The following is a 19934-nucleotide window of genomic DNA, read 5'->3' on the forward strand; positions in this document are numbered from 1 at the left end:
CGACGATCTCCGTCCGCCTTCGAATGGCGGTTCCGCACAATCGGTGGCCCGCCATTCGTCCACCGTGGCGCTTGCGTACCGAGGCCGGCCGACTCGCACCACGAACCTATGTCCCTGTTCGGCGGAGGGACTCCGCGGGGCGGCGCAGATACAGCATGAGCAGAGGTGGGAAGGCCCTGGCGTTGGACTCAACGCCAGGGCCTTCCGGGCACCGGTGTGTCTGGGGACGCCGAATGCGTTGTGCTGGCGATCAGGGTGCTACAGGGTGGCGCACTGGCCGGTGCGGGTGCCGATGACGATGTTGGGCCGTCCGTCGTTGGTCGGCGGCGGGGTGTTGCCCGAGCAGGCCAGGATGCCCAAGACCAGGTTGGCTTCGATCTCGGTGGCGGTGGCGTTCTCCGGTGGAACGATGATGGTGGTGGTGTTGTTGTTCACCGTCAGCGGGCCCAGGATCTGGTTGCCGCCCAGCTCGACGAACCCGGTGTTGCCGCGGAATGTGGCCGCGCCGCGCAGCGTGTTGGCCCCGCAGGGCGGACCGCCGTCGTCACCGGCATCTCCGATGACGATTACTCCGTTGATGCCGGAGATGGTGGCGGGTCCGTTGACGGTCGTGGCACAGACCCGTAGCCCGGTGCCGCTGGTGGCGGTGAGTGGCCCCTGAATGGTGGCACCCACGGCGTCCAGCGACCCGCTACCGCTGATGGTGACGGGGCCGAGGATCTGCGTGCCGGGGGCAAGGCAGACCGGCCCGGTGACCGTCAGCGGTCCAAGGTGGGTGCCGCTGATGGTCTGGCAGCCCACGGTGACCGTGACCGCGTTCGACGTGGTAGGCGCACAGTTGGTGTCGCCGTCGTAGTGCGCGGTGAAGGTGTGCGACCCGCCCGGTAGCCCGCTGACCGTCAGGCCGGCGTTGCCGGAGCCGCCGAGCGGGACGATGCCGATCGCGGTGGCCCCCTCGGAGAAGGTCACCGTGCCCGTCGGCGCAACCCCGGCGGTGCAACTCACCTGTGCGGTCAGCGTCACCGGCTGGCCGAAGGACGGGTTCGGCGGACTGGCCGTCAGGGAGGCGGTCGAGCTGCCCTGCTGGATCACTTCGACCACGGTGTTCGAGATCGAGGGCGGGCAGGCGGTGTCGCCGACGAATCGGGCCGTCAGCGTATGGCTGCCGATGGACAGGCTGCTGGTGGGAAGAGTGGCAACGTCGGAACCGGTGACCGGGACGATGCCGATCACGGTGTCGCCGTCGTAGAAGGTCACCGTGCCGGTATCGGTGGGCACGCTGCAGGTCACCGTCGCGGTCAACGTGACCGGCTGGCCCACCGCCGCCGGGTTGGGCGCCGCGGCGAGAGTCGTGGTTGACGTCGTTGCGGTGTAGGTGATCGTCACAGAGGCCGGGGCGGTGGTCAGCGATGCGGTCCCACCCGAGGGCACGAGGGAGGAGCCACCCCCGCCCCCACCGCCGGCGGTGTTCGCGCCGCCCGAAAAAATGATTGAGCCGCCGCCACCACCGCCGAAGAGACCGCCACCGCCGCCACCGCCGAGGTTGCCGCCGCCGTCGCCACCCGCACCGAGGGCGCCCGCGTTGTCGCTGGGGCTGCCGGCGGTGCCGCCGGCGACCTGTGTGCCGGGCCCGCCACCGGTGCTGGTGCCCACACCCGGGCAGCTGTTGGTGCCCCCGGACGCACCGGCGTCACCACCGGGCGTGCCGGCGAATGTCAGGTCGCACGGCGGGATTCCGGGTATGCCGCCGCCACCACCGGCGCCGGCCACGATCAGCCGCGAGGCCAGGCTGTTGGGCTGGGCGCGCGCGACGGTGCGCACATCCGAGGCGCCGCCGCCCCCGCCACCGAAGCGGCTGGTGCCGCCGCCGTTGAACCCGCCGATGCACGCCGCCAGGGGGTAGCAGGATGCAGTGTTCGTGGGCGTGCCGCCCACCTCGACATACAGCACCTGACCGGCGGTCAGCCCCGTCAGCGTGCCGGTGATCCGGGCCCCGCGGCCGCCCGACGCGCCGCCGTAACTGGGTGCCCCGGCCGCGCCGACTGCGCTGACCTGCACCGAGCTGGTGCCGCTGGGCACGGTGAAGCTCTGCTCCGCGCCGGTGAAGCTGTAGGTGCAGGTCACCGCCGGCCCGGTCTGACCGCACTCCGGCGGCAGCACCGCGGCGGCAGCCTTACCTGCCGCGGCCGGCAGCACCAGCAGCGCCGTCGTCGTGACTACAGCGGCAAGCAACCCCACCCACCGCCATCTGCGACCAGCACCCCAGTGCTCCGGCCACCCGGCGACCCTCTCCGCACGCATGCTCACACTCCCGAAAACAGTTGCCCGACACTGAAGCGGGCTCACCCGCGAAATCGTCGGTGAGTCCGTGTGCGCCCCGTCCGGCGGGGATAGCGCGGTAAGTGTGATCACATTGCGGAGCCTGAACCACAGGATTCACCCGACAAGTCAAGAAGTCCCACCCCGCGAGGGGTTTCGTCCACCGCCGTCCAACGTCACTCATCAGTTTGGCGCTGGGCAGGACGAGATCAGGTGGTTCAGGACTACGGGTTATACGATTGACGGGCCCGTAGGCGATCTTCCGGGCGTCAAGAAGATTGGAAATGGACCGCTGATGCGAGCTGCTCGGCCGCCGACTCCACTACTTCTACAACCTCAGCACGAAGTGCGACGACGGCGGTCATCGCCTTCGCCTCGACGGGATCGAACTCCGAAGTCGACTCGGCGTTTATAAGTCATTCCGGTAGCTGGGAGCCACGGCCTCCGGGAGCATCCGTTCGGCTACCTTGGATAGGTCCTGGATATTGTTGTCAGCACGCTCCATTTCGTATTCAACCTCTGCTGGGAGGCCATCAATAGAGTCGATCGCGAGAAGGGCGTAGGACCGCTCGATCTTTGAGCTGCGATCGCGCGCCGACGTGTCGGAGATCGTGTCCGGCAGCCCCCGGGTGCGGGTGACGCGATCACGATCTGCACCGACCGCGGGCTTGCACATCGACGTCGGGACGGATCGATCCAAGTGATTGGCTTTTACGGAGTCATCGGCGCGTCGGAGTAACCGTGAACGGATCGCGCGACTTTGAGGCCACTCATTCTGTCGAAATAGCCCAGATCAGGCCCGCTCGCGGAGCATGATGGTGATCTTCCTGATGGCATTTGTCAGTACTCAGTCGGCTTGCCTCGCACGGCTCCCGTGTCCGAGGCTCAGCCGGCGTCGTGACGGGCGACGGGGCCCGGACGCCCCTCACTAGGCTGGTCGGCGTGCCGATGACCGCCAAGTACGCCACCACCTGCAAGGTCTGCTCGTCGCGCATCAGCCCCGGCGAAGAGATCGGCCGGTCCGGTGCGGCCTGGGCGCACACTGCCTGTGCGACGCCGGAGGCGGCCGGCTCGGCACCGAGTACGACGGCGGCCCGGCCGAAGCGCACGACCCAGCGGCCGGAGATGGCCGCCACCGAGGGGGCGCTGGAGGTGTGGACCGACGGGGCATGCTCGGGCAACCCCGGGCCGGGCGGCTGGGCGTGGGCCACCCGGGATGGGCGGCAGGGCAGCGGCGGAGAGACGCCCACCACCAACCAGCGCATGGAGATCCGTGCCGCGCTCGAGGCGGTGCGGGCGCTGTCCGGGCCGCTGGTTGTCGTCAGCGACTCGACCTATGTCGTGAACTGCTTCCGCGATGGCTGGTGGCGGGGGTGGCTCGACCGGGGCTGGGTCACCAGCGCCCGCAAGCCGGTCGTCAGCCGAGACCTGTGGGAGCCGTTGGTCACGCTGTTCAACGAGCGCGGCGACGTGTCATTCCGCTGGGTGAAGGGCCACTCGGGCGACCAGATGAACGACCTGGTCGATGCGCTGGCCGTGGAACAGGCCCGCGCCGTCGCCTGAGCGAGACACTCCACCCGTCTCGATGCGCTAGTTGCCCCGTCAGCTCGCGAGGTGCGTCGGGACCGCCGACAGCGCCTCGGTCAGCAACGCGACGAGCGCCTCGTGTTGCACGTCGGCCGACGCCCCGACCTCCTCCTCCGACCCGTCGAGCGCCTGGGCGGCGAGGCCGGCCTTGCTGTCGATCAGTTCGGCGATCCGGGCGTCGATCGTCTGCGCGGCGATGATGCGCCATGCGGTGACGGGCTGCGCCTGGCCGATGCGGTGGCTGCGGTCGATGGCCTGGGTCTGCTCCGCGGCGGTCCAGGAGAGCTCGGCGAGCACGAGGTCGGAGGCGACCTGGAGGTTGATGCCCACGCCGGCCGCGGTCAGGGAGCAGACCGCGATGGCCACGTCGGGGTCGTTGACGAAGGCGTCGATGTTCCGCTGCCGCGACGCGGGCGTCTGGTCGCCGCGGATCGACGAGAAGCGGACCCCCTGCTCGGCGAACGTCTCCTCGGCGACGTCCATCACGTCGACGTGCTTGGCGAAGAAGACCACCTTGCCCGCGCTGCGCGCGAGCTGGGCCGCGTAGTCGGCGGCGAGACCGGCCTTCGCCCGGCCGATGCGCCGCATCATGCTGAAGACGTTCTCGCCGGTCGTCGAGGTGGTCGCGTCCTTCTGCTCCCACCTGGCCACCTGGCGAACGAGGTCGTGGTCGATGCCGTCGACGACGGCACCGGACCGACGGCCGGCCAGTGCTTCCTCGTACCGCGCCACCATCCGGCGAGCGAGTTCGCGCTCGGCCGCTCGGATCGACCGACCGGCCGGCCCGTCCAGCTCGACGGGGAGGTCGGCGATCCGGCGCGCGGGGATATCCGCGGCCACGTCGACCTTGCGGCGACGGACGATGCCGAGATCGACGACGGACTGGCGGGCCGCGGTGTAGAACCCCGGGTCGGCGGGTGTCAGGCCGGTCTCGTCGAGCGCGTTCATCAGCTCCGCGAGCGGCTTCGTCTCGTCGATCCAGCCGAGGAACTGCCAGATCGCCCGGAAGTCCTCGATGTCGTTGATCAGTGGGGTGCCGGTGAGGGCCATCAGCAGCGGGCGCGCGGTGAAGGACCGGATGCGCTCGGAGAGCGCGAGGACGTGCCGCGAGCGCTGGGAGGACTTGTTCTTGATGAAGTGCGCCTCGTCGACGACCATGCCGCGCAGGCCGAAGTCGCCGAGCCATCCCACGTGGCGGTCGAGCACCTCGTAGTTGACCACGACGATGTCGGCGAATCCGTCGATCGAGTCACCGTTGCCGTGGATCACGGTGGCCGAGCGGTGAGGTGTCCACATCCCGGCCTCGCGCGCCCAGTTCGTCTTGACGACGTTCGGCACGACGACGAGCAGCGGGTAGGCGTTCGCCGCCTCCGCGGCGAGCAGCGCCTGGGCCGTCTTGCCCAGCCCCGGCTCGTCGGCGAGCAGGAAGGTCCGGTGGCCGGCCGCCGCCGCGGCGACCAGCCGGGCCTGGTGCGGCATCAGCTCCAGGCCGCGCGGCGTGTACCGGGAGGTCGGCGCGGGGAGGGCCTTGCATGCCGCGCCTCCGCTGCCGGCGCGCTCGAACGAACTGAGCAGCGGGCCGATCAGCTCCCAAGAGGCAAGCCGCGTCGGACGAGGTGCGCTCGGCCGGGCCGCGGAGACGTCGGGGGCGAGGAAGGGATTGGCCAGTTGCCGCGAGATGACCGAGCGCGGCACCGCCCGGTGCTCGGTGGCGGCGGCCGAGGGCTTCACCGGCGGGATCTCGTCGGCGCCCGACTCGATGCCCGCGGTCCTCAGCAGGTCCCGTTTGAGCGCCCGGGCCTCGTCGGAGACGACGGCGTCCTCGGTGAGGAGCGTCAGGAGCCCGGAATCACGGACCGCGCTCTTCGCGAGGATCGTCGCGATGCCGTCGAGGCGTTTGAGCTGCTCGGCCCGGTGCGTGTCGCTGCTGTTCTCCTCCGCCTGGACCCGGGCGCGCTCATCGCGCAGCAGCAGTGCGACGGCCTGGAACTTCATGCGCGTCGCGGGCGTGACCCGACCGCTCCGGAGGGCTGCTTCGACCTCCTGGACGGCGCGGGCGAGCACCGAGTTGACGTTGCCGCGGCCGCGACGACGGTCGCGCGGGGCGGTACGGCGAGCCCTGGTCTGGGGCCGGCCTCGTTGAACCACTAACTCCTCCTTCGGGGTGCCCGGCACGGGCGCCGTGGCAGCCGTGCCGCGAACAGGGCTGCGGTCGGGCGGTGGGCGTGGCGGGGAGAGGGCCGAAGCGGCTCCTCCGAGACGCGACCCGGGCACACGGATCTGCGGGAGATCGATGCCGCGGGACTGGACAGTCCGCCCGCGTACGGGAAGGCACAGCCACCGATCCACCACCAGTCGACGGCCGCGGCACCCACCGCACGGGCCCGACCGTCGCCAGGCGAACGGCGTCCGCCGGGGTCGGTTCTCTCATCCATCGTACCGGCGGGCGGTGCGAGGACTGCAGCCGTACCACCTGACCGGGCATGTCGAACGGGAAAGCGCGCCGCCGGGACTTGCCCGACCACTCGTTCTCCGGCTAATACCTGCTGGTCAAAGACCTGATCTGTGTCCGAGGGGGAGTTGCGCACTAACCACACGCCTCGTGCTCGGTTGATCCTGCCTGCTCCAGCATCAACGCGTCCGTCCGTTCCGGACAACCTCGCGCGGTGTCGGTCCAGCCCGAGATTCTGGGTTGTGTGTACCAGTGCCTCAACCCCGGGCCCGTTCCGCCGTCGTCGTTCCCGGCGACCTCGCGGGTGATGCGGCGGACCAAGGGGTTGGATACCAAGCCGGCGTCACCCCGTGGCCTCCCCGAGGTGGTCGAACGGCTGCGCTCCTCCGGCCCAGGCGTGGGGGCCGAGCACCGCCAGCACAGAGAGTCGCTCCGCGGTCGGGGTGCCCGGCACCGGGACGAACAGCGCGAGCATCTGCGTGAGCCCCTCCTCCAGGAGGGCCTCGCAGTCGAGCTCGAGCAGCCCGACCTCAGGGTGCACGAGCTTCTTACGTCGGCCACGCAGGACGGCCACGTCGTGCTGGGTCCACAGTGCGGCGAACTCGGGACTCGCCGCCCGCAGGCGCTCGACGAGCCCCTTGATCTGCAGGTCCCCGCGTCGCCCGAACGCCGCGCGCAGGTTCGCCACGAGCGCCCGCGACTCGTCGTCATGCTCCTCGGCCGGCCAGGCGGCGCGGGAGGCGGGATCGGTGAACCACCGGTGCACGACGGAGCGCGCGTCGCCCTCGTACTGCCCCGCGTCGCCGAACACCGCGCGGGCAAGGTCGTTCTGCGCCAACGTCATTCCGAGGTCGTTCATGACCTGGGCCGGCAGGTCGGTCAGCCGGTCGAGCACGGTGAGCAGGGCCGGCGAGACGTGGTCGTCCGGGCCGCGGCGCTCGGGGACCCCGTGCCCGGCCAGCCGGAAGAGGTGGTCCCGCTCGTCGCGGCTCAGCCGCAGGGCCCGGGTCAGGGCGCGCAGGACCGACGGGGACGGCTGTGGGGCGCGGTTCTGCTCCAGGCGCGTGTAGTAGTCCGTGGAGATGTCGGCGAGGCGGGCGACCTCCTCGCGGCGCAGCCCAGGCGTTCGCCGCCGCGTGGACGTGGGCAGCCGGACGTCTGCGGGCGTCAGCGACTCGCGTCGGGCCCGGAGGAACTCGGCCAGCTGCGCGGTGTCCACCGGACCAGTGTGTGGCGTCGTGCCCATGCGATCCAGGGACCGCCGATCCCTGGTCGGGTTACCTCTGCCTGCCCCCGGCCGCCGCCCCCAGGATCGGTGTCAGCGACCGGGACCCGCCCGGCACCGAGCCACCGCGCCACCCGCGCAAGGGAGCCACCATGACGAGCATCTCCAACACCCCCCGGACCTGGTTCCTCACCGGCGCCTCCCGCGGCCTCGGTGCCATCTGGGCCCGGGCGATCGTCGAGCGCGGCGACAATCTGGTCGCGACCGCGCGCGACGTCGACTCCCTGCGCCCGCTCGCCGAAGCCCATGGCGACCGCGTCCTGCCCCTCGCACTCGACGTCACCGACACCACCGCCGTCGGCGCAGCCGTCACCCGCGCCGAGGACCGCTTCGGCGGCATCGACGTCCTGGTCAACAACGCCGGCCACATGCTCCGCGGTGCCCTGGAAGAGGCCACCGACGCTCAGGTGCGCGAGCAGATGGAGGTCAACTACTTCGGTGCTCTGTGGACCACTCGAGCGGTACTGCCCAGGATGCGCGCACGCGGCCACGGACACATCATGCAGGTCACCTCCCTGGGCGGGGTCGTGGCCTACCCCGCCCTCGGGCTCTACCACGCCTCCAAGTGGGCACTCGAAGCCGTGAGCGAGTCCCTCGCCGGCGAGGTCGCCCCCTTCGGCATCCACGTCACCATGATCGAGCCGATCATGTTCTCCACCGGCCTCACCGCCCAGTCCCCCCAGACCACCCCTCATCCTGCCTACGGCCACGCCCGCGAGCTGCTCTACTCCGAGGCCGCCGCCCACAACCTCGAGCTCGGGCGGACGGAGTCGACCGGCGACGCGCTGCTGGCCCTGGCCGACCTGGCCGAGCCGCCGCTGCGCGTGTTGTTCGGCATCAAGGGCGTCGAGGCCATACGCGGCGAGTACGACAAGCGCCTCGCCACCTGGGAGGCCGGCCAGGACCTGTCCCGCCTCGCCCACGGCGTCCGGGCCGGGATCGCCTGACCCGGGTGATCCCTGGGCCACCGGATCATGTCGCCGGGTGAGGCAAGTACCACGCGACGCCAATCAACGGTCGTGCCTGCCGCCGCATCGACTACACCGTGAGGCCGACAGCGCCGGTTCGAACCGGTGTGGACCGTAGGGCGCGGGGAATGCCGATCGAGCTACCGAGAGCGACTGCCGGGGCGCGCCGAGGTCGGCGACCTGGCGACCGGGCTCGCGGGGCGAAGATCGCCAGTGGTCCGGCTGGGACCGGCTTCCTCGCAGAGTTGGTAGTTGCAGCCCTGTCAGGCCACGTCAGCGGCGGTGCCGAGCGCCGGTATGGGTCCCCTCCGGGACCCATACGTCAGAGGCGTGGATGCCGATGTCGCCGATGCCCTCGCAGAGCGCGTCGACGGCGGCGAGGACGGAGGGCCGGTCTTCGCTCGCACGCCAGACGAGCAGCCAGGTCCAGTAGATTTCCGGGGCGACGACCGGGCGTCGCACGAGGTCGCGCGGCAGGGGCGTGGAGTGGCCCATCGGAGCGTAGATCAACGGTCGGCTGCTGCGGCGGACGTGATCGAAGAAGGCCGGGCCCGTGATGCCTCCGTCGGAGATGCCTACCACGCGGGCCCCGGTGCCCCGGGCCAGTTCCTCGGCGTAGGCGTTCCAGGATGACCAGGACGTGGTGTCGTCGTCGACCAGGACGACGGTGTCCCGGGCGGGTATTTCGCCGGTGTCGGTATCGCCGGCAACGGCGTAAAGCCAGTGGGCGCCGATGGTCCGGGCGTGCAGGCCGCGCCGTTTCACGTCTTTGGTCCGCACCCAGCACACCGCGAGGTCCAGGCTGCCGTCGGCGACTCGGTCGGCTTGCGTGTGGGAGGGTGCGGTCCACACGTCGAGGAGCAGCCGTGCCGCGGCGGCGGTGCGGGTGGGCAGGTCCGGCGGAAGCCAGGTGACGTAGCCGAGTCGTACGGGATCGGATTCGGACAGCCGGACGGCGCGGCGTTTGAGGTCGTCGGCCCGTTCCACCAGGTCACGGGCGTACGGCAGCAGGGCCGCCCCGGCCGGAGTGAGCGACACCGAGCGGCGGTCGCGATCGAACAGGCGTACGCCCAGATCCAGTTCGAGCGCCTTGATCTGCTGGGACAGGGAGGGGCCCGCGATCAGCAGGCGCTTGGCAGCTCGGCCGAAGTTCAGCTCCTCGGCGACCGCAACCAAGTACCGCACTTGGCGCAGCTCCACGGTCGTCATGCTAACTCGGCTGGGAGGCTATGCCTCCCAGCAATGAGGCAGCTGGTCGTGGCGAGACTGCGGTGGCAGCTAGACGATGACGGCATGGAACCCCTGACAGCAGATGCCCGCGGCGGCCCGCGGTGGTCCGAACCGACTGACCGGGTTGACCCTGCCGCCTCCCGGTACGCCGGCCGCCGCCCGATCCGCCCCGTGAGGGGGATCAGTTTCGGCTGGAGGCCTTGACCCGGATCTCGGTGTGAGCCGGTGTGGTCCAACGGGCGCGGATCGTGTCGTTGGCCGCGGAGGGGTTGGCCACTGCCGAGATCGCGCGACGGGCCGGGACGAGCCGGCCGACGGCGTCCGTTACGACGCCGGCGGGATTCGGGCGTTGAGGACCTGCCGCGCAGTGGTCGTCCGGTAAAGATCGATGAGCGCGACGTGGTCGTGGCCACCCTCGCCGACGATGGCCGCCTGCCGGTGCGTTCGGGGGTTACGCACCGGTCGGCGCGACTGCCGCCCGCGGAGCTGAAGATCTCTTTCGCCACGGTGGCCCGGATCTGGCGCCCGGGCCGTATTGGCGGGAGGGAATCGATACCCCCAGTGGGCAGTGTCGTCGATTTCCGACTCACGGGTGGCTCCATCGGCCGTATTTCGATCTAGCGCCGTGGCGCGCTTGATTTCTCTGTGACGTGATCGACTGCGATGTCGAGGATTGTGACAGGCCCACGCCGTAGTATTGGAGATTAACCATGTTGAAGTTCGACGGGAACGGCGCGCGACGTACCGAGCGACTGTATGCGAGCCCTGATGTCGAGGCGCAACGGAAATATGTGATGTCATTGCTCGCTCCACAACCGGGCGAGCGTGTGCTCGATGTCGGATCCGGGCCAGGTTATCTGCTGGCGTTGATCGCAGAGGCGGTCGGCTCGACGGGCGCGACACACGGTCTGGAGCAGAGCTTGGCGATGAACGAGCTGGCTGCCGCTCGCACCAGTGGTACGCCATGGGCACATATCGACGAGGGAGACGCCGTCGCGCTGCCGTATCCCGACGGCACATTCGATGCCGCGGTGTCGACCCAGGTCTATGAGTACGTTGCCGACATCACGGGCGCGCTCAGCGAACTGCGGCGGGTCCTACGGCCCGGCGGGCGAGCATTGATCCTCGACACGGACGCGGATTCGCTCGTGTGGCACACGGCCGACCTGGAGCTGCACCGACGCGTCCTGGCGGCGTGGGAGGAGCACCTCGTGCACCCCCGCCTGCCACGTACCCTCCCCGGGCTGCTGCGCCGCGCCGGATTCGAGATCACCGGACGGCACGTGTACGTGATGTTCAACCCGCAGATGGCGCCGGATTCGTTCAGTATCCGCATGATGGACACGATGGCCAACTTCGTCGTAGGTCGGCAGGGCCTGACCGAGGCCGACGCCCAAGCGTGGCGGGCTGACCTTCGCGCGCGCAGCGCCGAAGGCGACTACGTGTACAGCATGAACCGGTACGTATTCCTGGTAACGGCAATCTGACCCAGTTCCTGCAGGGACGTGCGGCTTCGCGACTCTGGCGAGCATCGCCTGGCGCCGTCGGTAGGCCGACCCCACGACGTCGTGGCCGAGCGGTGTCTCGGCTGACGGTCGATCCGATATCGCGCCTTGACCCGGGAGCGGGCCTTGCAGGTCGAATGCGATGCTCCCGTCTGGGCCAGGTCGTCGAGCTGCTCCCGACCGGGTGGTGCGGTCCCGGGTTCCGGTGCTCCCGGCAATCAAGCGGTTTCAGAACGTCATCGCGGCCGGGGTGGAGCCGGGGCCGGTGGTGGACGGCATCAAGGAACTCGACGTCACGGTCGGTTTCCGACCGACCGACGAGGGTGGTAGAGCCACACTCAGAATGAGTGCGGCTAACGACTGCGTCCGAGGGGGCGTCGCGCACTAACCACACGCCTCGTTCTAGATCGAGCGTCGTGATCACGAGCCGGCTTGCGCATCCTGCTCGCCCTTGTACACCGCGAGGTGACAACGACCGATGTGGCGCCCCACGACTCCACCATCAGGAGTCGACGGGGTTGCCGCGTGGCACCGCCTGATCGCTCCGGCCGCTATGAGCGGGCGCCCATCACGTGCAACGTGCCGAAGATCGAGATCAGCACGGGCGGGCCCGAGCCCGGGGAGCCGCGATGCGCTCGCGCAGCTCCGGCGACCGCGGAGGAGCCAACTGCGCCGGCGGCTCCGAGACAAATTGCCTAGCCCATCGCCGACATCATGCGCAGATCAGCGCGATCTTGACCGGTACATGTTGTCCAACTTGCAGAGGATGGCGTATGGACATTCCGTTCCCTGTTTGAACACTGACGAGACCTCACAGCTGGGAGCTGCGCCGTGGAGGTAGTGGTCTTTGACCTGGTGCCGTACGCAGAGCATGTTGAGCACCTCAAGCAGGACGATGGCGAGCTTCCGTGGCCGCTGGCCAAGCGGTACTTCGATCCCGCGGTTGCGGTCCGCACCTATGCGGAGCATCTCGACGCCTGGGAGGAACTCGACCGGCTTGGTTACGACGGCGTCGGGTTCAACGAGCACCACACCTCCCCGTACGGGTTGATGAACTCGCCGAACCTGCTCGCAGCATCCGCGGCGCAGCGGACGAAGCGACTGAAACTGCACATTTACGCCAACCTGCTGCCGCTGCACGACCCGATCCGGCTGGCCGAGGAACTGGCGATGCTCGACTGCCTGTCGAACGGGCGGATCGTGGCCGGGTTCGGGCGAGGAATCCCGCGCGAGCACGCCGTATTCGGTGTGCCGATGGCCGAGTCGCGACCCAGGTTCGAAGAGGCTGCCGAGATCATCCGCGGGTTGTGGACCGAGGAGGTCTTCTCCTTCGAGGGGAAGTTCTGGTCCTGCCATGACGTCGCCATCTGGCCCCGCCCGGTGCAGCAACCGCACCCGCCGATCTGGGTTCCGGTCACCAGCAGCAAGGAGACCATCGAGTGGGCCGCCCGGAACAACGTGTCGATCACGCCGGGCGTGGAGCATCCCGGCCTGCGCGCGGACGTGCTCCGGCACTACACCGACTGCCTGCGCGAACACGGCCGTGAGCGGACCGCCGAGCATGTGCACCTCTCGATGAGCCCGTACGTGGCCGACAGCAAGCAGCAGGCGATCGACGAGGCGGGGCCGTACCTGCGTTACTTCAACCAGACCCTGTTCAGCCATGGCAACATCACCGAACACGACCTGCAGCGCAAGGCGGGCTACGTGAGCGACTCGTCGCTCGACTACGTCCGGCCGGAGAACCTCCCCGCCGCACAGCGCGCGCGGGCCGACTACCGCAATCTGACCCTCGACGACATCGTCCAGCGGGCGCAGCAGTGGCCATGGGGCACCGCGGACGAGGTCACCCAGCGGATCATCGACCACGCCGACGCAACCGGCGCGGGTCGGGTGCTGGTCAACCTCAACCGCGGTGCGATGCCCCAGGAGCTTTTTCTCAGTCAAATTCGGCGATTCGCCAAGGAGGTGTTACCCGCGCTGCAAGCCCATGACGTCCAGGTGCGCCAGTGAACCGAGAATGGTGTGATCACGATGACTACGAGCAATGGCCGCTCGATGTATCCGTGGGTAATCCTGGGTCTGCTGACCGCGTTCTGGGGGCTGGTCGGGCTCAACCGGGTCGGCATCGGATTCGTGTTGCCGGCCATCCGAGACGAGTTCGGCCTCGCGTTCTGGCAAGCGGGTCTGCTGGTCTCCGGGACTTCGTTCACCTGGGCGATCAGCAGCTGGCTGTCCGGGTGGCTGTCCGACCACTATGGACGGCGGAGGGTCCTGCTGCCCGGCGCCTTCCTCGCCGTGGGGGCGACCGCCGCGATGGGCGGGACGTGGAACTTCTGGTCGCTGTTCGTTGTCCGGGAGTTCGTCGGGATTGGTGACGGAGTCGGGTGGCCGAACTCGCAGGCGGTGCTCGCCGCCGAGTTCCCGGCCAAGCGGCGCGCCTTTGTGCAGTCGGTGTTCACCATGGGCTACCCGTTGTTCGGCAGCGTGCTCGGCGCGATCGTCATCACGCAGATGGCCGAGTCCCTCGGGTGGCGGCCGGCGTTCGCCATCATCGGCGGCGTCTTCTTCTTCGTCGTGCTGGCGCTGTACTTCGTCATGCGCGAGCCGCCCCGGACCGCCGTGGCCACGCGGGCCCAATCGAAGCCCGACTGGCGCAAGCTGGTCGGGGTGGTCCGCTACCCCAGCGTGGTCGTCCTGATGATCATTCAGGCCGCCGCGCTGGGTTGGCTGCAGGTCGGCGTCACGTACAACACGCTGTATCTGACCGACGAGATCGGCGTCAGCCTGGTCACCGCGGGCGCCATCCTGTCCATCTTCGGTATCGCCGGGGTGGCCGGCACCCTACTGCTGCCGTATTGTTCGGACTTTACCGGCCGTAAACCGGCGATCTTCTTCGGTGGCGTGCTCAGCGGCGTGTTTATGCTGCTGTTCGCGGTCGGCGACTTCGGCGTGGCGGCTGCGGCCACATTCCTCGCGCTGAGCTCGTTCTTCAACGGCCTGATCATTCCGCTCGCGGCCGCCACCGTGGTCTCCGAGCTGCTGCCGGAAGACGAGCAGGGTTCAGCGATGGGCTCGATCAACTTCGCCGGCGTGATTGTCGGTACCTTCCTGATGCCGATCCTGGGCGGCGTTCTGGCCGACAACTTCGGCCTGCAGGCGGCGATATTGCTCGCGGCCGGGCTCATCACGGCATCCGGCGTCGCAGCGCTGTTCCTCCCGGAGACCGCCCCGCGGGTGCGGGCGCGCCAGACGGCCCAGGTCGCGGCCAGGGACGCAGCCGGCACCTGAGCTTGATTTTGAGTTGCTTGCATGGTGGCGCGGTGCCGTTATTTTTTCTGCTACGTGGTTATTTTTACGGGGTTAGCGCGGTGCCGGAGTGGAGATGCTTCCCTTCGGACGGCCAGGCCCGGGTAGACGGCCGGCGCGGTGCTGACGAGCGGACTACATGCTTAGCGTCACTGCGGCTGCTCAGCCGCAGCGAGCGCCACCGCAACTTCCACCCGTGCCGCCACCCTCGAGCTCGCCATTCCCCAGCGTCGTCAGGACAGCGACTTCTCCAACTGGCTCCTCGAGCGGCGCTGTCGGGCCGAACGGTGGTTGCGATCTGCTGCCGGCCTGGAGTGTCGACCCGCGGATGGGGAAGCGAGTCGTACCTGGACCCGAACACGGTCTGCGCGAAGTCGCGCTCTGTCGCGGACTCTGCGCATCGCTGGTATCAGACGGGGTAGGTGCGCTGGCGAGTACGCGGCTCAGTCTCACGTCCGGGCGCTGGTCCACGGTGGACCAAGACAAGCGGGTGATCACGCAGACACGCCGGCCCCTCTCAAACACGCTCTATGACACGTCAGTCATTGTCCCGTGTAACTGCCGCCGAGTCGAGCAGTCACAGCAATATGCCCCTCAGGGGTTATTGCTGAGTGACATGAAAAGGGTTCAGTATGAGTGCAATGCGCGGCGACTTTTCGACGCCCTGCTGCGATGGACGATCGTCGGGCTCAATTGGTCTCGGTGAACTGTGACTGCTGTCCCAAGCCTGGGTTCGAGCGGCGTGTTGCTACTTGGCCCGTTCCTATGCCGCGCGGCACATTCTCGCGAGCACGCCCGCGGCCATGAGATGCGCCGCAAGCCAAATCGTGGTCATGGTGAGACTACGCAGCGCGCTCGGTGATCGTTTCAGGGGGATGCGAAGGTTGCGCGCTGAAAGCTGCCGCTGCGGCGGCGCCCAGGACGCGAATGTCGACGGCGGGGCCGCTGGATCGGGTCACCAGCAGAATGGACGGTTCAGAAGTGTGGTGAGCGTGCGACCGCTATCGCGGAGAGCCACGTCATTGGCCGACCACTCGACCACTGGTAAATCGAAATCCGTGCAGTCCGCAATCAACCGTCGTTCATGGTGTCAGTCCATATGGAGGAGTGAATCGTGCGTCACGATGGCATTCGACCCGCCGATGATAGGGATGGAAAATCGCAACGGCCCCCAGCCTCGAGGCGTCAACCCTCCCCTCTTTCGACTCACTATGATGGTGCGATTGTCGATAGATGGATCGCAATCCAGAGATTGATTGGAAACCGGGCCACGATGGCGTTGATCCAACGGTCCGATGGGCTCGGGATCGAGCGTCGCGCGGCCATTCCGGTGCAGGGAGTATGGGATCGCATGGAACAGTGGAAGGCGAAGCGTGATTACGGCGAGAGTGTCAATCCCACTGATTTGCATCCCGAGGAGCTTTCTGACGACATGTCGCTCCGACTCAACCCTATGTGGTATCCACTCAAGGAATTTCCCAGGAAGCTGCTCCTGGAAAGACTCAACGCGAGATGGATCTTCACCGTCGCTGACAACGGAGACATCTATATAGGTGTCGACAGGATAAGCGGAACTATCGAGAAGGACGAGTTCGAGAGGCTCCTTCGCGGCATGAGAGAAAAAGATCCCACGCTCACGGGAGGGCGCCTCCGCAACAGTTTAGATCGGCAGGGTCACCCAACTGTTGGCGCTCGCTTCGAATCCGATGGGAAGACCAAAATTGGTTCTGCTCGCATTGCAGGGCATTTAGAGTGGAATGAAGAGAACGAGCGATTTGAAGTAAACGAATTCTCTGGTCGCTATATGAGCTCCGACGCGCGTCCTACTTTCAGTGCGACGCACAACGACACCAACCCCAAGCATCTGAACAACGTGGCGCGACGTATGAGTTCCCAACTCAACGTAGAGATCCACGCAGCATCAGCTTTTTCGTGACCGTAAGAACAACGGCTCTGGCCCAGAAGAGGTGGTGGCGGGCTCAGCTGAGCAGGATCCGGTGTCGGAGCAGCCGGAAGCCTGCTCTGCCATACATCTGTCGCTTGAGGAGTTCGACCTTGGTGTTGGCGCCCTCAATCGGGCCGTTGCTGTAGGGCATGGTCAGTGCCGCGACCACCGCCGGCAGGTCCTTGCGCAGGCCACGGACGAAGGCATGCAGTGGGGGAAGCTCGCTGGCTTCGACCGCGCTCATCCACCCCTCCAGTTCGGCGCTGCGCCGGGTGGTTAGCACTCGGCGAAGGCGCGGACCTGCTCGGCGAGGATCATGAGGTGCGGGCAAGCGGCCAGCAACTCGTCCAGGTGACCACGCTCGTGCTCGGGCAGATCCGCGGACCGGGTCATGATCCACGACACCAGGCGCCGCGGCGACGGGGACGTCCGCTCAGCGTGGGCGCGACCCTGGTTGAGGTAGCGCACCAACTGGTTCGCACTGCCGGTATAGCCCAGCTCGCGGATCCCGTCCAACAGCCGGGTCACCGCCACGCCAGGCTCGGCGGCCAACCGGCGGCGCAGATGATCCCGATACGGATCGACCAGGGTCCGGCCGTAGCGCGGTGGCCGCTGCAACTCCTCGGCCGTGGCAGCGCGGGCGTAGCGCTTGACCGTGTTCAGCGCCCACCCCAGGCGGCGGGAACATTCCAGCAGGCCCGCACCCTGGCCGAGCAGCTCGTGCACGGCCGCGTGGCGGGCCCGGGTCCGTTCGTCGATCGCCCGGACCGGGCCGGACGGGCATGCGCGCCAGCAGGTGCTGTGGGCGATGACGGTCTTCTCCACCGCTGCGCCCAGGCCGTGCCACAAGTGCCAGCGGTCGCTGACCTGCACCGCCTGGGGTGCACCCTGGCGGATTGCCTCCGCGTAGGCGGCCGAACCGTCGCGGCAGACGATCTCGGCGCCGGGGTGCTCGCGCAGCCACGCAGCAAGCGTGGCGGCCTTGCGGTCGGGCAGCACATCGATCCGCTGATGGGTGACCGCGTCGATCAGCATCGTCGCGTAGCGGTGTCCACGCCGCAGCGCGACATCGTCCACGCTCAGCACCCTGGGCGCGGGTGTCTGCGGGATCGGGAGGGCCATCAGCACCCGCAACACCGTCGAGCGCGAGATCGGCACCCCGAGACCGGCCAGCACCGCGGCGCAGGCCCGGCCCGGCCGGCGCAGGGCGGCATGGTCCGCACTCGGGCCTACTACCGGTGCAAGGCGAGCCGGCTCGCGCCGGGCTCGCCCGCGCCGGCGGATCATCCGGTGACGGTGAACCTGCGGGAGAAGCATCTGGCCGAGGCGATCAACGCCTGCTGGGACGGCTGTTCGACTCCGTGAACCGCGACGCGACCGTGCAGGCGCTGGTGGCGTCGCAAGACGGCCCGGGTGTGCTCGCGGCCGAGGTGGCGGTACGGAGGCGGCTAGCTGAGGCGGAGACGGTGCTCGAGCTGTTTCAGAACGTCATCGCTGCCGGGGTGGAGCCGGGGTCGGTGGTGGAGGGGATCAACCAGGCTCGCGCCGTGTGGGACGCAGCGCGGCCCATCTCCGGCAGGGCCCAGGCCTGCCGCGACGTCGACGGCACCGCCGAAGTGCACGCGCCGGGCGACGTCCATGCCGCGCTAGACCTGGCGAAGTCGCAGCGGCTTGCCCGTTTGTACAAGGAACTCGACGTCACGGTCCGCTTCCGACCGACCGACGAGGGTGGTAGGGCCACACTCAGAATGAGTGTGGCCGACGAGTGTGTCCGAGGGGGGACTTGCGCACTAACCACACGGCTCGCCCTGACATGACCGGCGCTGTTTGAGTAAGCAGACACACCCTAACTAGCGCCAAGACCCGGCCCATGGTGTCGGCCGACACGATCCGTGGTTGCCATCGCGGGCGCGCAGCGCGCTGTCTGGGCGAACCGGATCACGGGAAGAAGGCGGCTGTGCTCACGGCGAGGACCCCGACCAGTGCCAGCACGAGCGAGAATTGGACGAGCCGGTACTTCGCCCAGTTCATCCTCCCGGCGCGCACGAGCTGGTCGGCCAGCGATTCGAACTGGTCCTCCGGGCGCAGGTCCCGCAGCCGCCGTTGCAGGTCTGCTGGTTCCCAGTGACGCAGATGGCCGAAGTACACGACGTGCGTCCGGTGTTGGGCGTACTGCCGTCGAACGCTGCCTAGCATCGGGAACACCGCGAGCCCCGCAGCGACCATGGCGAGGATCAGCGCGCTGATGCCGCCGATCTCCACCGCCTGCCGCCATCCGTCGAGCCTGGCGAGCGCGCCGTCCTTGCCGCTAGCCGACAGCGCTGCGAACAGGGCACCGCCTTCTAGAGCGAGAAGGATCGATCCCTTCGTGTCGACCTTGCTCGTCCACGCCTCCTGCGCCTGATGAACCTGCCAGGCGAAGGCCGCTGCGCCGGTGGAGTTGCTCGGTTGTGGCTTGGGCCTCTCTACGTCCTGTGACCACCATCGACCGAACAGGTTGACCACCTCCTGTGGCGGCTCACCGCCACCACTGTCATCTCAGCAGCGCCATGTGCCCGGCATGCTCTCTTCGGGCGAATCAGATGTAGATCGTTCACGACGATCACGATGGGCGGTAGGACTTCGGTGTGACCTGCGGTGGCGGAAGTCCGGACAGGGGGTTCGCCGCCCTCCTCGGTCCGCGGCAGTGGTCGGCGCTCTGTGGGGCGGGTAGCACCCGCAGGTACCGACGGGGCCAGACTCTGCTGCAGCAGGGCGAGCGCGGTGGGTTCGTTCTGGCGGTGATGATGGGCCGGCTTCGGATCTCCGCGCTGGCGCAGGACGGCGGGCAGCTGCTCCACGCGCTGCGGGGCGCCGGTGACCTGGTCGGCGAGATGGGGCTGCGTAGTGAGGCTCGGCGGACGGCCACCGTCGTCGCCCTGGACGACTGCACCGCCTGCTACGTATCAACCGACGCGTTCGAACGCTTCCTCGTCGCCGAGAGGGCCCACGACGCTTTACGCGACTATCTGATCGCGAAGCTGTCGGAAACTGTCCCCTACCAGCTGCAACTCGTGCACTTCACCCCACGGCAGCGCATCGCACGCCTCCTGATCGATGTCATCGCGCTCGCCTGCTCGACTGCTGATCCGCTGCGGGTCCCGTTCACGCAGACAGGCATCGCCGACGCACTCGGCCTCGCTCGCAGCACCGTGGCGGAGCAGATCGCGGCCCTGCGTGCTGCGGGTGTCCTCGTGCGAGGGCGTCAGCTCGTGGTCCGCGATCTGTCCCGGTTGACACGGCTCGCCGGCATCGGCGGGGACCCCGAGGAGCCGCTGTGAGCAGCGTCACTAGA

15 protein-coding genes and 1 pseudogene are annotated in these 19934 nt (G+C 68.4%); 9 read left to right on the forward strand and 7 right to left on the reverse strand.

Features of this window, described 5'->3' with window-relative positions; all coding sequences use genetic code 11:
* Positions 1–258: 258 nt before the first annotated feature.
* Positions 259–2301, reverse strand: coding sequence for an Ig-like domain-containing protein (locus ABD743_RS39665; RefSeq protein WP_344729086.1), 2043 nt, complete (start codon positions 2299–2301; stop codon positions 259–261).
* A 966-nt stretch (positions 2302–3267) separates the two neighbouring features.
* Here ABD743_RS39665 and ABD743_RS39670 point away from each other — a divergent pair.
* Positions 3268–3882 (forward strand): ribonuclease H family protein, encoded by a 615-nt coding sequence (locus ABD743_RS39670; protein WP_344729341.1) that lies wholly within the window; start codon positions 3268–3270, stop codon positions 3880–3882.
* Positions 3883–3921: 39 nt separating this feature from the next.
* On the opposite strand, the gene ABD743_RS39675 is transcribed toward ABD743_RS39670, so the two are convergent.
* Both ABD743_RS39675 and ABD743_RS39680 read right to left on the reverse strand, forming a co-directional pair.
* Positions 3922–6054 (reverse strand): DEAD/DEAH box helicase, encoded by a 2133-nt coding sequence (locus ABD743_RS39675; protein WP_344729088.1) that lies wholly within the window; start codon positions 6052–6054, stop codon positions 3922–3924.
* A gap of 647 nt (positions 6055–6701) precedes the next feature.
* Positions 6702–7577 (reverse strand): helix-turn-helix transcriptional regulator, encoded by an 876-nt coding sequence (locus ABD743_RS39680; protein WP_344729090.1) that lies wholly within the window; start codon positions 7575–7577, stop codon positions 6702–6704.
* A gap of 158 nt (positions 7578–7735) precedes the next feature.
* On the opposite strand from ABD743_RS39680, the gene ABD743_RS39685 reads away from it, so the two are divergent.
* A complete protein-coding gene (locus ABD743_RS39685; RefSeq protein WP_344729092.1) occupies positions 7736–8590 on the forward strand; it encodes an SDR family NAD(P)-dependent oxidoreductase in 855 nt (284 codons plus the stop codon).
* 294 nt (positions 8591–8884) lie between these two features.
* On the opposite strand, the gene ABD743_RS39690 is transcribed toward ABD743_RS39685, so the two are convergent.
* A complete protein-coding gene (locus ABD743_RS39690) occupies positions 8885–9820 on the reverse strand; it encodes a LysR family transcriptional regulator (protein ID WP_344729094.1) in 936 nt (311 codons plus the stop codon).
* 731 nt (positions 9821–10551) lie between these two features.
* Here ABD743_RS39690 and ABD743_RS39695 point away from each other — a divergent pair.
* The 5 genes and pseudogenes from ABD743_RS39695 to ABD743_RS39715 all read left to right on the forward strand — a co-directional run bounded on the left by ABD743_RS39695 (position 10552) and on the right by ABD743_RS39715 (position 16591).
* Positions 10552–11328 (forward strand): methyltransferase domain-containing protein, encoded by a 777-nt coding sequence (locus ABD743_RS39695; protein WP_344729096.1) that lies wholly within the window; start codon positions 10552–10554, stop codon positions 11326–11328.
* A gap of 849 nt (positions 11329–12177) precedes the next feature.
* Positions 12178–13359: an LLM class flavin-dependent oxidoreductase gene (locus tag ABD743_RS39700; protein WP_344729098.1), complete on the forward strand. Its 1182-nt coding sequence runs from the start codon at positions 12178–12180 to the stop codon at positions 13357–13359.
* 45 nt (positions 13360–13404) lie between these two features.
* On the forward strand, positions 13405–14637 hold the full coding sequence (locus tag ABD743_RS39705) for an MFS transporter (protein WP_344729342.1): 1233 nt from the start codon (positions 13405–13407) through the stop codon (positions 14635–14637).
* Between the two features lie 194 nt (positions 14638–14831).
* Positions 14832–14949 (forward strand): annotated as a pseudogene (locus ABD743_RS39710) (transposase); the annotation flags it as partial.
* Between the two features lie 1057 nt (positions 14950–16006).
* Positions 16007–16591, forward strand: coding sequence for a hypothetical protein (locus ABD743_RS39715; RefSeq protein WP_344729100.1), 585 nt, complete (start codon positions 16007–16009; stop codon positions 16589–16591).
* A 43-nt stretch (positions 16592–16634) separates the two neighbouring features.
* Here ABD743_RS39715 and ABD743_RS39720 read toward each other — a convergent pair whose 3' ends face one another.
* Together ABD743_RS39720 and ABD743_RS39725 are read right to left on the reverse strand one after the other, a co-directional pair.
* Complete coding sequence (locus ABD743_RS39720; protein WP_344729102.1) at positions 16635–16883, reverse strand: transposase; 249 nt, start codon at positions 16881–16883, stop codon at positions 16635–16637.
* Positions 16877–17887 (reverse strand): transposase, encoded by a 1011-nt coding sequence (locus ABD743_RS39725; protein ID WP_344729104.1) that lies wholly within the window; start codon positions 17885–17887, stop codon positions 16877–16879. Before ABD743_RS39725 ends, ABD743_RS39720 begins: the two co-directional genes overlap by 7 nt.
* A 74-nt stretch (positions 17888–17961) precedes the next feature.
* Between ABD743_RS39725 and ABD743_RS39730 the strand changes: the two genes are divergently transcribed.
* Positions 17962–18417 (forward strand): hypothetical protein, encoded by a 456-nt coding sequence (locus tag ABD743_RS39730; protein WP_344729106.1) that lies wholly within the window; start codon positions 17962–17964, stop codon positions 18415–18417.
* Positions 18418–18538: 121 nt separating this feature from the next.
* Here the strand turns inward: ABD743_RS39730 and ABD743_RS39735 are convergent, their stop codons facing one another.
* Complete coding sequence (locus ABD743_RS39735) at positions 18539–19105, reverse strand: Pycsar system effector family protein (RefSeq protein WP_344729108.1); 567 nt, start codon at positions 19103–19105, stop codon at positions 18539–18541.
* Positions 19106–19227: 122 nt separating this feature from the next.
* Here ABD743_RS39735 and ABD743_RS39740 point away from each other — a divergent pair, with 122 nt between their 5' ends.
* The gene (locus ABD743_RS39740) at positions 19228–19920 is read left to right on the forward strand and encodes a Crp/Fnr family transcriptional regulator (RefSeq protein WP_344729110.1); all 693 of its coding nucleotides are present in this window, start codon (positions 19228–19230) and stop codon (positions 19918–19920) included.
* Positions 19921–19934: the final 14 nt, after the last annotated feature.

Origin of the sequence: Pseudonocardia yunnanensis (genome assembly GCF_039534065.1) — a bacterium.
GTDB lineage: Bacteria > Actinomycetota > Actinomycetes > Mycobacteriales > Pseudonocardiaceae > Pseudonocardia > Pseudonocardia yunnanensis.